The 11,849-nt window shown below is 40.3% G+C and carries 15 protein-coding genes; 6 read left to right on the forward strand and 9 right to left on the reverse strand.

Annotated elements, in window-relative coordinates:
* From mpl to folB, 4 genes are all read right to left on the reverse strand, one after another.
* The gene (gene mpl, locus VRK28_RS05930; RefSeq protein ID WP_062566422.1) at positions 1–1,344 is read right to left on the reverse strand and encodes a UDP-N-acetylmuramate:L-alanyl-gamma-D-glutamyl-meso-diaminopimelate ligase; all 1,344 of its coding nucleotides are present in this window, start codon (positions 1,342–1,344) and stop codon (positions 1–3) included.
* A gap of 160 nt (positions 1,345–1,504) precedes the next feature.
* Positions 1,505–2,308, reverse strand: a complete 804-nt coding sequence (locus tag VRK28_RS05935; protein WP_054560951.1) for an undecaprenyl-diphosphate phosphatase — start codon at positions 2,306–2,308, stop codon at positions 1,505–1,507.
* Entirely contained in the window at positions 2,305–2,793 is a 489-nt protein-coding gene (folK, locus tag VRK28_RS05940; protein WP_062566423.1) for a 2-amino-4-hydroxy-6-hydroxymethyldihydropteridine diphosphokinase, read from the reverse strand. The genes VRK28_RS05935 and folK overlap by 4 nt, the downstream gene beginning before the upstream one ends.
* A 2-nt stretch (positions 2,794–2,795) precedes the next feature.
* Positions 2,796–3,152: a dihydroneopterin aldolase gene (gene folB, locus VRK28_RS05945; protein WP_062566424.1), complete on the reverse strand. Its 357-nt coding sequence runs from the start codon at positions 3,150–3,152 to the stop codon at positions 2,796–2,798.
* Positions 3,153–3,380: 228 nt separating this feature from the next.
* Between folB and plsY the strand changes: the two genes are divergently transcribed.
* A complete protein-coding gene (plsY, locus tag VRK28_RS05950) occupies positions 3,381–3,983 on the forward strand; it encodes a glycerol-3-phosphate 1-O-acyltransferase PlsY (protein ID WP_062566425.1) in 603 nt (200 codons plus the stop codon).
* A gap of 9 nt (positions 3,984–3,992) precedes the next feature.
* Here the strand turns inward: plsY and tsaD are convergent, their stop codons facing one another.
* The 3 genes from tsaD to VRK28_RS05965 form a co-directional block, all read right to left on the reverse strand.
* Positions 3,993–5,006, reverse strand: coding sequence for a tRNA (adenosine(37)-N6)-threonylcarbamoyltransferase complex transferase subunit TsaD (gene tsaD / locus VRK28_RS05955; protein WP_054560954.1), 1,014 nt, complete (start codon positions 5,004–5,006; stop codon positions 3,993–3,995).
* Positions 5,007–5,068: 62 nt separating this feature from the next.
* Positions 5,069–5,659 (reverse strand): YjaG family protein, encoded by a 591-nt coding sequence (locus VRK28_RS05960; protein WP_054551075.1) that lies wholly within the window; start codon positions 5,657–5,659, stop codon positions 5,069–5,071.
* The gene (locus tag VRK28_RS05965; RefSeq protein ID WP_055198283.1) at positions 5,643–6,008 is read right to left on the reverse strand and encodes a putative signal transducing protein; all 366 of its coding nucleotides are present in this window, start codon (positions 6,006–6,008) and stop codon (positions 5,643–5,645) included. Before VRK28_RS05965 ends, VRK28_RS05960 begins: the two co-directional genes overlap by 17 nt.
* An 86-nt stretch (positions 6,009–6,094) precedes the next feature.
* Between VRK28_RS05965 and VRK28_RS05970 the strand changes: the two genes are divergently transcribed.
* The 4 genes from VRK28_RS05970 (at position 6,095) to VRK28_RS05985 (ending at position 9,847) form a co-directional block, all read left to right on the forward strand.
* Positions 6,095–6,502 (forward strand): DUF2721 domain-containing protein, encoded by a 408-nt coding sequence (locus VRK28_RS05970; protein WP_054560956.1) that lies wholly within the window; start codon positions 6,095–6,097, stop codon positions 6,500–6,502.
* Between the two features lie 51 nt (positions 6,503–6,553).
* Positions 6,554–8,080 carry a response regulator gene (locus tag VRK28_RS05975; RefSeq protein ID WP_062566426.1) on the forward strand — a complete coding sequence of 509 codons (1,527 nt, stop codon included), beginning with the start codon at positions 6,554–6,556 and terminating at the stop codon, positions 8,078–8,080.
* A 118-nt stretch (positions 8,081–8,198) separates the two neighbouring features.
* A complete protein-coding gene (locus VRK28_RS05980) occupies positions 8,199–9,086 on the forward strand; it encodes a LysR family transcriptional regulator (RefSeq protein WP_054560958.1) in 888 nt (295 codons plus the stop codon).
* Between the two features lie 140 nt (positions 9,087–9,226).
* The gene (locus VRK28_RS05985; RefSeq protein ID WP_062566427.1) at positions 9,227–9,847 is read left to right on the forward strand and encodes a 2OG-Fe(II) oxygenase; all 621 of its coding nucleotides are present in this window, start codon (positions 9,227–9,229) and stop codon (positions 9,845–9,847) included.
* Here the strand turns inward: VRK28_RS05985 and ubiA are convergent, their stop codons facing one another.
* Together ubiA and VRK28_RS05995 are read right to left on the reverse strand one after the other, a co-directional pair.
* On the reverse strand, positions 9,848–10,726 hold the full coding sequence (gene ubiA / locus VRK28_RS05990) for a 4-hydroxybenzoate octaprenyltransferase (RefSeq protein ID WP_062566428.1): 879 nt from the start codon (positions 10,724–10,726) through the stop codon (positions 9,848–9,850). It lies immediately after the preceding gene.
* The gene (locus VRK28_RS05995) at positions 10,723–11,268 is read right to left on the reverse strand and encodes a chorismate--pyruvate lyase family protein (protein WP_062566429.1); all 546 of its coding nucleotides are present in this window, start codon (positions 11,266–11,268) and stop codon (positions 10,723–10,725) included. The genes ubiA and VRK28_RS05995 overlap by 4 nt, the downstream gene beginning before the upstream one ends.
* A gap of 201 nt (positions 11,269–11,469) precedes the next feature.
* Between VRK28_RS05995 and VRK28_RS06000 the strand changes: the two genes are divergently transcribed.
* Positions 11,470–11,838 (forward strand): flagellar basal body-associated protein FliL, encoded by a 369-nt coding sequence (locus VRK28_RS06000; protein WP_371351978.1) that lies wholly within the window; start codon positions 11,470–11,472, stop codon positions 11,836–11,838.
* Positions 11,839–11,849 lie beyond the last annotated feature (11 nt).

The following is an 11,849-nucleotide window of genomic DNA, read 5'->3' on the forward strand; positions in this document are numbered from 1 at the left end:
TTAGTTTTGTTCAAGGGCAGTGATTAAACGCTGATGAATACCTTCAAAACCACCATTACTCATAATTAAAATATGTTGTGACGGCGCACTATTGCCAACAACCTGAGTAATGATTTCCTCAGTGCTTTTCATGCAATGCATACCTGCTTTGTCTGCGTACTCTTTAAGTGACCAGCTTAAATTTTCTGGCTCAAATAAATACACATCATCTGCTGCATCGAGTGAATCAATCAGGGTTTGTTGATGCACGCCCATTTTCATAGTGTTTGAACGAGGCTCTAAAATAGCAATTATCTTCTCAGTGCCTACTTTTGCACGTAGACCTGCTAAGGTCGTTTTAATTGCCGTTGGATGATGGGCAAAATCGTCATACACTTTTATTGAGTTAACGTCGGCTTTAAGCTCCATACGGCGCTTAGGAGAGATAAACTCAGCTAAGCCTGCAATACTGACTGATACCGCGATGCCTACGTGTCTAGCTGCTGCAATGGCCATAATGGCATTTTTGACATTGTGCTCGCCCATAGCTTGCCAACTGACAACACCTTGCACTTGTGAATTTAGTAGCACTTCAAATTCACTACCATCAGCTTTAAGTAAGCGATAATCCCAATCACCCGCCAGTGTTTCGCTCTCGCTCCAAAGGCCGCGTTCAATCACATCTTGTAGTGCTTCGTCTTGGCTTGGCCAAATCACTTTGCCACTACAGGGTAATGTACGCATCAAGTGGTGAAATTGTTTCTTTATCGCGTTTAAATCTTCAAAAATATCAGCATGATCAAATTCAAGATTATTTAGAATTAAGGTGCGTGGTAAGTAATGTACAAATTTACTGCGTTTATCGAAAAACGCCGTGTCGTATTCGTCGGCTTCAATAACAAAAAATGGCGTTTCGCCTACACGGGCAGACACACCAAAGTTTTGTACGATACCACCAATTAAAAAGCCCGGTTTCATTCCTGCGTATTCTAGTAACCATGCCAGCATACTGGCTGTAGTCGTTTTGCCGTGTGTTCCGGCCACAGCCAACACCCAAGAGTTTTGCAGTAAATTATGCTTTAACCATTCTGGACCAGAAGTATAAGGCAAGCCTTTATCAAGTACGTATTCAACGCAAGGGTTGCCTCGGCTCATAGCATTACCTATCACCACCATATCTGGCGCGGGTTCTAGTTGGGCAACGTCATAACCTTGGGTGAGTGTAATCCCTAGCTCTTCTAATTGCGTGCTCATCGGCGGGTACACATTTTGATCAGAGCCTGTCACTGTATGACCTAACGATTTAGCGATTGCGGCAATACCACCCATAAAGGTGCCACAAATTCCAAGAATGTGAATATGCATCTACTGTCCTGAGCAAAATGAATAAGAGATAAGTAAGGCGTTATAATGCCAAATATAAGCTTTACTTACCATTACTACACGGCATTAGAGTATTGCCAAATAGCCGACATAAAAAAACACCTCAACTTGAGGTGTTTTTTAATTAAGTTTAAAGCCTATTTTACAGCATTAAGAATGCAAACAAACCTACACCTAATAGTAAGCGATAGATAACAAATGGCATCATGCCCATGCGCTCAATCACTTTTAAGAAAAAGAAAATACATGCATAAGCCGATACAAATGATAAACCTGCGCCTAATAGAATTGCATGCCAATCAATCGCCTCGCCCGCTGTAGCCAACTGATACACATAATATGAACCAGCTGCAGCAATAACTGGAATTGACATTAAAAACGAAAAACGTGCGGCGCTTTGCTTGTTTAGACCCAACATTAAGCCCACAGTAATGGTAATACCTGAACGGGATGTACCAGGAAATACCATAGCGAGCACTTGCGAGAAGCCTAATAAAAGCGCACTGAAAAAGTTTACTTGGTAAATATTCTTAACTTGCTTTGCTTTTACATCGGCATACCAAAGTAACAAACCAAATACGATGGTTGAAGTAGCAATAACCCAGGCATTACGCGAGTAGCTTTCCACAAAATCTTTAAATAAATAACCAATTAATAATGCTGGAATGGTCGCAACAATAATCCACCAGCCTAAACGACTATCATCGGTTGCCCCTTGTGAACCAAACGATTTAAACCACGCACCGAGAATATCCACCACTTCTTTACGAAAATACAGTACCACAGCACCTAGCGTACCTACGTGTACCGCAACATCAAATGCCAAGCCTTGGTCGTGCCAACCTAAAACTTGTGAGGGTAAAATTAAATGTGCTGAGCTCGAAATAGGTAAAAACTCAGTCAATCCTTGAATTAAGGCTAAAACAATTATCTCAATAATACTCATGGGTTAGAAAACTCCACCTTCCATAGTTTTTGTTGTGGGTTATTATAATTATTCCATAACTCAGCCAAAGTTAGCTTAGCTACGGGGTGATAAAAATCAGGAGCAATTTCAGCTAGAGGCTGCAATACAAACGCATTTTTGGTTATTTCATCCCGCGGTAATTGCGCAGGCGAATCACAGATAATGTCATCATAAAACAATAAATCAAGGTCTAATGTGCGAGGACTAAACTTTTTATCCTCACGAGTGCGGCCATTATCAAGCTCAATTTTTTTCAGTAGTTTACATAGTTCAGCTAATGGCATATCTGTTTTTGCTGCGACCACTGAATTATAAAAATTACTACCTGCAAACCCCACCGCTTCACTTTCATAAACAGACGAATGTATAAAGTCTGGAAAAAAAGGCTTTAAGGCAATAAGCGCTTGTCGAAGATAATGCTCTTTATTGACATTAGAGCCTAAGCTTATAAAAATTTGCGCCATGGTTAGTTTGCCTTACGACGGGTGATCTCAACTCCCACCGTTTGCGCTTGTGGTACTGCGGCTGGTTTACTAACACGTATAGTGACTTGGTTAGTCGCAAACTCAGCTAAAATAATGGCAGCTAATTGCTCAACTAAAGTTTCAAGTAACTCAATTGGTTTTGCCGTTGTATGCTCAATCACTCGTTCACTCACTTTGGCGTAATCAAGTGCTAAATTTATATCATCAGTTGCCGCTGCGGCAGAAATATCACATAACATTTCGATATCAAAATACAGGCTTTGTTTACTTTCTTTTTCAAAATCATACACGCCAATAATGGTGTCTACATGTAGTTGTGATATATATACCTTGTCCATTGATACTCCAAGTGACATGAATATTAAAACAACTCCTCATACTAAACGCTTATTGATAACAATAATGCGCTATATAAGCTGTCATACTGTTTTAATATATAAAAATTACCCCTACAATAACGGATAGATGCATTGCAATAAGGTGCTTACATTCTACTCGATGAGAGCGGCAGATGGTTTTGCCGCCAATGATAGCCCAAAAGTGCAGATTAAAAAATAAGGAAGCGCGTGTTAGAAGTTTTAATGTTAGTTTTAGCTTACATACTGGGATCGGTCTCTTCCGCTATCCTTGTATCACGGCTGTTTAAACTACCAGACCCACGCAGTCATGGATCGAATAACCCTGGTGCTACAAATGTTTATCGCCTTGGGGGAAAAGTCCCCGCTGTTTTAGTTCTTGTCTTTGATATTTTAAAAGGAACCATCCCTGTCTGGGGTGCCTACTTTTTAAAAATAGACCCGCTAATGCTAGGTTTAATTGGTGTGGCAGCCTGTTTAGGGCATATGTATCCGCTGTTTTTTAGCTTTAAAGGTGGTAAGGCTGTCGCGACCGCTTTTGGCACGTTATTACCCATTGGTTTATCGCTAGGTGGGATGCTGATCGCAACCTGGCTCATAATTATTGCTATCACACGATATTCATCGCTTGCAGCACTGGTTACGGTTTCGTTAGCACCTCTTTATACTTGGTGGATAAAACCTTTGTATACCTTGCCAGTTACCTTTTTAACCGTGTTGATAATTTTCCGTCACAGAGCAAATATTACTCGCTTGATGGCGAGGGAAGAGCCTAAAGTAGGGGCTAAGAAAAAAGCCCCAGAGCAGGAATAGTGTTATAAATTAAAGTGCTTCGAGTGAATCAATAGGCCAGCGCGGCTTTGTTTTCATATCAAGGCTAGCAAACTGACCTGCTTTCAAACGCTGCATACCAGCATAAGCAATCATAGCGCCGTTATCTGTACAAAACTCTGTGCGCGGGTAATAAACGCGCCCTTTCATGCCTTGCATTACTCGTTCAAGTTGCGCACGCAATTGCACGTTTGCACTTACACCACCGGCAATCACTAAACGTTTGATACCTGTTTGCTTTAATGCACGCTTACATTTAATGATTAGAGTATCTATTACCGCTGTTTGGAATGCATGAGCAATATCAGCTTTGGTTTGCTCGTCATCATCGCTATCACGAATCGCAAGAGACGCTGCTGTTTTTAAGCCACTGAAGCTAAAATCTAAGCCTGGTTTATCAGTCATCGGACGTGGGAATACAAAACGCTCAGGCGTACCTTGCTCCGCAAGTTTTGCTAGACGTGGGCCACCAGGGTAATCAAGACCTAATAACTTCGCGGTTTTATCGAATGCTTCACCGGCAGCGTCATCAACTGACTCTCCCAGCACTTCGTATTCACCAATGCCAGATACTTTAACCATCATAGTATGACCGCCAGACACCAGTAGTGCGATAAACGGAAATTCCGGTTTGTCCTCTTCAAGCATTGGCGCAAGTAGGTGGCCTTCCATATGATGAACAGCAACAGCAGGAATATTCCAACCATAGGCCAACGAGCGACCAATAGAAGTTCCCACAAGGAGTGCACCAACAAGTCCAGGGCCTGCGGTGTAAGCAATGCCATCTAAGTCTTCTGGGCCACAACCAGCTTGTGCAAAAGCAGCATCAATCAAAGGTAAGGTTTTACGTACGTGATCGCGTGACGCAAGCTCAGGTACCACACCGCCGTAATCGGCATGCACTTTTACTTGGCTATACAGTTGATGTGCTAATAAGCCTTGTTCATCATCATAAATGGCAATACCCGTTTCATCACATGATGATTCAATACCTAAAATTCGCATCAATTACTCCGCCAAGAAAAAACAAACGCGTATTTTACAGTGAAAATACGCATTACTGAATATTAAATTGCAATACCTATGTTGGTTTGGCCGTCAGATACAGCAAGTTGCTTAAGCTCTTTTACGTTCTCTGAGGTAATTCGGCCCATTTGCTCTACAAAATCAATAAGCTCTGCAAGCACATCAATTTCATACTGCATTAAAGGGTGTTCACGAACAGCTTTGTTATCAGCAATTTCACCATCTACTGTTAGTTGATATTCAATAAAACGAGCCACTGAAGCCTGTGAAATTTTACTAATATTTAAAAACTCTTGTTCATCTTTAGCTATCAAACCGTGCAACATGCCAAGCAAAGCGGTTGCTGTATCGATTGCGGGATAAGTCCCGAACATGTCAAAGTCAGTAAGCTCTGGCACATTCGGCTCTATTTTTTCAATTTGCTTTTCAAGGCTGATTTTACTTTTTGGTAGTAAGATTTTTTCCCAGCAGACACTTAATGCGCTACGAAAAACCGCGGCATCACCAAACCCTGTTGCTTCACTAAATAAGCTGTAATTAGGCAGCATACGCTCAAGTAATGCGCCACCTAAAACCGCTTTTTGCAAATAGTTTAATTCTCTAATACGTTGAAAATTATTCGCTTTTGTCATTCTTTACAGTCCCACAAGACCAACATATTTCAAATGTTGCTCCGTTAAGCTCATGACACTTAGGACATACCCAGTCAGGAGCCGATTGTTTTAATTGCCGGTAGTTTAGCAATATTTCTTGCGCCTGGCGCTCTTTTAATGCGTAAACGAGTATATCGACCCCTGTTTGTTCAAATGGGATCTCTCCAAGCGCACCTTGTAAAAGCTCACCTTGCAGTTGCGATTCGATCCCTTTACTTTTTAAAAGCCCTTTAATAATGTTGGCTTCTAAGCCATTTTCAGCCTGAAACACTTTCACCCAAGCGAATGGGTCCTGCTTAGCAGGTTGATTTAAATTATTGTTTTGCAAATCACTTCCCTTTTACTTTTCTATCTTTAAATCCTAAACTACGCTAGCAACTAACTTCGCTGCAATGCTTATTTCAAGGTAGCCACATGACTTTAACAACACCGGGACTGTTATTCCCAGCAATTTCTTTACTGTTACTTGCTTACACCAACCGTTTTTTGGTGCTTGCTCAGCTTATTCGAGAGCTCAATGCACGTGAAGGGGAAAGTATCCGCCCGTTAGTTGTTGCGCAAATTACCAATTTAAGAAAACGCATTAAACTCATTCGGGTTATGCAGGTTTATGGCGTTGCCTCTTTTTTAATGTGTACCTTATCAATGTTTGCTTTATTTATTGAGTTTAATACTACTGGAATCATTTTATTTGGCATCAGCCTCGCTTGCTTAGCCTTATCACTTCTCACCTCTTTGTATGAGATCCACATTTCTTGTGATGCTATTGAAATCGAATTAAAGAATATCGAAAAAAAACCAGTTTCAGATAAGGCAGAGTAAATTTCTGCCTCTATACTTATTGTATGAGATACAACAATAAGTGGTGTTTTTGTGGATGATTTCTTATTTTCTGAAGAACAGTTAGAAGAAAATAATATAGAAACTGAAGAGCCTGAATACTGGCATATTCTTGTTGTTGATGATGAAGAAGATATCCATCAAGTTACGAAACTAGTATTAGCTGGCTTCACTTTCGAAAATAAAGGTCTGCGCTTTTATGACGCCTACTCTGCGGCGGAAGCAAAAGAGTTTTTAAAAAAAGATATTCCCTTTTCTGTTGCTCTAGTTGATGTAGTAATGGAAACCAATCATGCTGGTCTTGAGCTTATTCAATACATTCGCGATGAAATAGAAAACCACGATATTCGTTTAATTCTTCGCACAGGTCAGCCAGGTGAAGCCCCTGAAGAAGCGATTATCCGCGATTACGACATTAACGATTATAAAAACAAAACTGAGCTCACCGCGATTAAAATTAAAACCTTGCTCTACTCGGCGTTAAGAGCACATCGCGATATTCAAATTATAGACCGGCACAAGCATGGTCTTGAACAGATCATCAACGCGTCTGCTAACTTTTTAAAATGTGACAGTGTTCATGAATTTGCTTCAACAATTTTAAGCCATGTTACTAACGTGATGGGCATTAATGACACGCAAATTTATTGTGCTGCGGCCGTTAATCTACAATCGTCACCAGCAAAAGATTTTCAATTACTTGCAGCCTCAGGTGTAGGCCCCACACCACAGCAAAATACCATTCCTGATGAAGTAAAAAACTTATTTATAGATGCACATGAGCGAAAATCATCACTAAAAACAAGTAATGATTATATTGGTTACTTCCCTACCAAAGCCGGCCTTGAAACCATGCTTTATGTTCATAAAGGCAGTAAGTTACAGGCCACAGAACATCAACTGTTAGAGTTTTATGCCAACAATATCGCGCTTGCTTACGATAATTTAAAACTCAGAGAAATGGTAAAAGAGTCGCAAAAAGAGCTGTCGTACATTCTTGGAGAAGCAGTAGAAAAACGCTCTAAAGAAACCGGCTCTCACGTTAAACGTGTTGCTTTATATAGTGAATTACTTGCTCAGCTTTCAGAGCTTAACCCATTTCAATGTGAAATCATTAAGCTTGCTTCACCATTACATGACATAGGTAAAATCAGCATTCCAGACAGCATATTGAATAAACCTGGTAAACTCACTGATGGTGAGTGGGAAATAATGAAAACCCATGCAGAAATCGGCTATGAAATATTAAAAAACTCAAGTAACGAGATATTGACATGCGGTGCTTTAATTTCTTACCAGCATCATGAAAAGTGGGATGGTTCAGGGTATCCGCAAGGTTTAATGGCAGACGATATTAATATAGTTGGCCGCATAACCGCCCTCGCCGATGTGTTTGACGCCCTTTGCAGCGACCGTTGTTATAAGAAGGCTTGGCCATTAGAAGAGGCGTTAACTCTCATAAAAGATCAGCGGGCGAAACATTTTGATCCAATTCTAGTCGACTTATTACTTGAAAATTTACCACTTTTCTTAGAGATTAAGGACCGTTATCCTGATTAGATGTAACTTTTCTGTAAAACACTTCCCAAAATAGGTACAATAATTTACTATGCCTACCGTGAAGTATAATAATATTGCCTGGACGTAAAAGGCTTACTTATAACAAGGGACTATTAAAGTGAGATTTGAACAACTTGAACAATTTGTGGCGCTCGGGGTGCTGAGGCATTTCCGACAAGCTGCAGAAAAAACCCAAATCAGCACTTCAGCGTTAACTCGCAGTATTCAGACGCTCGAAGATGAAATTGGTTATGAGCTCGTTACCCGCTCTACACGCTCAGTTAAGTTAACCAAAGAAGGTGAACTTTTCCTTGAGTACGCTAAACAAACCCTCGACAACCTAGAAGAAACCAAAAAGCGTTTATTCGAATCTTTAAACGGTTGCACTAACGAAAAATTAGTTATTGGTTATACCAACAAAGCAAGCACGGTTGTGCCTGTTTCTTGCGGCCAATTTTTAGCGCAGTATCCGCATGTAAAAATCGAGATGCAACTACAAGAGCAAAGTGAACTTGTACGTAAACTGCAATTAGGTGAAATTGATATTAGCGTATGCTCGCAGGCAATGAACAGCATTGGTAGTGATATACATTTACCTGATCAACTGATTATTTTTGTAGCTAAAAACCACCCACTTGCGCATAAGAGCGACATTAGTAAACGCGACTTTGCAGACTACCCTATGTACAGCTGTTTTTCACAGTCTAAACAAGTGCAAGCTATGCTAAACGATGCTATCGAATCTTTTGATAAAACATCAAGCATCAAAGTAGGTAGCATCGAGCAAGTAATGGATGGCCTTAAAAAGTCAAACCACATCGCAATAGCCAGTATTGAACACACAAATATTGTCTCTTCAGATCCAGATTTACTGTTATTGAAAACCAATAAAGGTATCGCACACGAGCAGCTTGTGATCCAAACAAATCAACAAATCAATGAGAATTCTCATGTTAGTCATTTACTTGACCTCATTGAAAAAACGGCGTTATCAAGCCAAAGCTAATAGCTATAATATATACTGCTAGCCTGTAATTAATCAGGCTAGCCAATCCGCTTTATTTCTTCATCTTTTAATGCATAAAAAGCGTGCATCGCAGAATTTTTCATATACACTTACGCACCTTTTTTTGATTGTGCACATGAATGACCGCACCGCTAATTACCGACACATACTTAGATGCTATTGAACGTACAGGATATGCTGTTGTTGAAAACGCGATTGATGAAAGCTTAATTGCTGATTTAATTGCAGATTGCTATCGCATTAATCCGCATTTTCATACCGCAGGTATTGGCCGATTAAACGACCAACAAATAGATAAAACTGTGCGTAAAGATAAAACCTTTTGGTTTGATAGCTCTAGCCAAGCACAAATTACTTATCTGGCGACCATGGAAGCAATAAAGACACAGTTAAACCGTAGCTTCTATTTAGGCTTATTTGATTATGAATGCCATTATGCAAAGTATCAACAAGGTGACTTTTATAAAAAGCACTATGATGCCTTCAAAGGCCGTTCGAATCGCATTTTTACAACGGTTTGTTACTTAAATACGCCAGAGTCTGGCGGTGAATTGGTGATCTACAAACCAAAAAGTAAAGACATTGAAATAGTCATTAAACCTCAAGCGGGCTTATTGGTTATGTTTGAAAGCGAACGCTTTATGCATGAAGTATTACCCGCAAACGATGTACGCTACTCTATTGCAGGCTGGTTCAGAAAAAATGCCTCAATCAGCGGTATTATCGACCCACCAAGGTAATTAAAATGGCAGTGGCAAGGATGCTGCTATACCGATAAAAATCACTAACCCTACATAATGGTTATTCAAAAATGCTTTGAAACAAGGATCTCGTTCTCGTTTATGAATAAGCATTTGTTGATAAAGTAAAAAACCAACCGCTGCAGCTAAGCCCACCCAATAAGGCAAGCCAAGGTGATTACTCATACCTATGTAAGCAAGAATCGTAATAAACAAGGCATTGAGTAAAAAGATGATGTGTCTGTCATAGCTGGCAAACAAGATTGCCGTTGATTTAACGCCAATCTTTAAATCATCATCTCTATCAACCATGGCATACATAGTGTCATAAGCCACAGTCCACACAAGATTCGCGGTAAATAGGAGCCATGCTTCTAATGGTACTGAGCCTATTGATGCCATATAGGCCATTGGAATAGCCCAACTGAATGCAGCACCAAGCACAACTTGCGGTAATTGCGTGTAGCGTTTCATAAAGGGATAACAGAAAGCCAGTGCTAAGGCACCAAACGACAGTAATATCGTTGACCACCCTAGTGTTAATACTAAACCAAAGGCCACCACAATAAGCAGTACAAATAAGCTCAGAGCTTCACCACTTGATACCAAACCTGCTGCCAGCGGTCGCTGGGCTGTGCGCTTAACAGAGCCATCTATTTTACGATCGGCAAAGTCATTAATTACACACCCAGCACTGCGCATCACAAAGACGCCCAAACTAAAAACCACAAAATTTAATAAGCTCGGTGTGCCAAGCTCAGCAAGCCACAGCGCCCAATAAGTTGGCCACAATAGTAACAAGGTGCCAATTGGCTTATCGGTACGCATTAACTGTTTATAGTAAGGTATATGTGCGACCTTAAGTGCAGCTAGCTTCATAGGTAAATATATGCTCCAGGTAAGAATACTTCAGCCACGAGAAAATGAGCATTAGATAAGCTAAAAACACTGCGTCTTCCCCACAATGGTTTTGAAGAGAAGCCAATTTCAGATGTTAAAGCTTGGATAGCGTGCTGCTGTGAAAACTCAGCAACTTCTATTTCTGTGCGCGATAAGCTTGGGTCTTGAAAAATAACGTCACCAAGCGGCCTTGTTCCCATACTTAGTAACTGCTGCTTTTTTAATGTATCATCTGCCGGCAACCAGCTTTGTGCATAAACCATTGGTTTACCATCGCATAGAAGTAACACTTCGCGGTTTAAAGCCTGACTTAGAGAGGTATTGAGTAACGCTTGTTGCTCGCAGGTTAGGTCAAAGGGTGCTTCGTTTAAAACTTCAACTGAAAAGGCCTGACAGTGACTTTTAAGCTTGGCTGTTAATGACCCAGCTTCAAGCAACCAACTTTGCTGTTGTTGCGTCAAATCTGGAAATGCTGAAGCAGGCTGCCAATTTGCAGCTAATGAAACTGGGAATGTGATCACAACGACTCATTATTTTTAAAAACCGTGCAAATGATATCACTGCTGCACGTTTCGAAAAAGTCATGATTTAATCTCAAGCAGGGTTAAAAAACGCAGAACAGCCTGTATCTTAAGTGAATTTGGGTATAGACTAAAAATCATTGAAAGGGTGGAATATTCTTAACTATGAAAAAATCATTGTTATCAATTTACTTGATAAGCATGCTACTTGTTACTGCAACAAGTTGGTCTGTACGCGCTGAATCAAATGTTGGCTACTTTGGTTTTGAGCCTGACATCATCACAAACTACATAGGTCAAGGTAATAAAAAGCTTGGCTATGTTCGTATAACGGTGGATCTCATGCTCAATGATCTATCTGATATCGCAATCGTAGAACATCACACTCCACTATTGCGTGATGCGATTGTTGAAATACTCTCAAAAGAGCCTGAAGAAAACATTAAATCGCTTACCGGTCGCGAAGAAATCAGAAAGCGCTGCACCGAAAAGCTAAAAGCACTACTAAAACAAGAAACAGGACAAGAAATTGTCCGAGAAGTGTTATTTACTAAGTATTTATATCATTAATTGTAAGATGG

It is taken from the genome of Pseudoalteromonas sp. P80D2, assembly GCF_036680945.1.
GTDB lineage: Bacteria > Pseudomonadota > Gammaproteobacteria > Enterobacterales > Alteromonadaceae > Pseudoalteromonas > Pseudoalteromonas shioyasakiensis.

Bases quoted from the DNA above. Each gene is read 5' to 3' on its own strand.
- ubiA (WP_062566428.1), bottom strand. From the start codon at position 10,726: ATGAAGCTAGCTGCACTTAAGGTCGCACATATACCTTACTATAAACAG.
- VRK28_RS05970 (WP_054560956.1), top strand. From the start codon at position 6,095: ATGACTTTAACAACACCGGGACTGTTATTCCCAGCAATTTCTTTACTG.
- tsaD (WP_054560954.1), bottom strand. From the start codon at position 5,006: ATGCGAATTTTAGGTATTGAATCATCATGTGATGAAACGGGTATTGCC.
- mpl (WP_062566422.1), bottom strand. From the start codon at position 1,344: ATGCATATTCACATTCTTGGAATTTGTGGCACCTTTATGGGTGGTATT.
- VRK28_RS06000 (WP_371351978.1), top strand. From the start codon at position 11,470: ATGCTACTTGTTACTGCAACAAGTTGGTCTGTACGCGCTGAATCAAAT.
- VRK28_RS05960 (WP_054551075.1), bottom strand. From the start codon at position 5,659: ATGACAAAAGCGAATAATTTTCAACGTATTAGAGAATTAAACTATTTG.
- folK (WP_062566423.1), bottom strand. From the start codon at position 2,793: ATGGCGCAAATTTTTATAAGCTTAGGCTCTAATGTCAATAAAGAGCAT.
- VRK28_RS05985 (WP_062566427.1), top strand. From the start codon at position 9,227: ATGACCGCACCGCTAATTACCGACACATACTTAGATGCTATTGAACGT.
- VRK28_RS05935 (WP_054560951.1), bottom strand. From the start codon at position 2,308: ATGAGTATTATTGAGATAATTGTTTTAGCCTTAATTCAAGGATTGACT.
- folB (WP_062566424.1), bottom strand. From the start codon at position 3,152: ATGGACAAGGTATATATATCACAACTACATGTAGACACCATTATTGGC.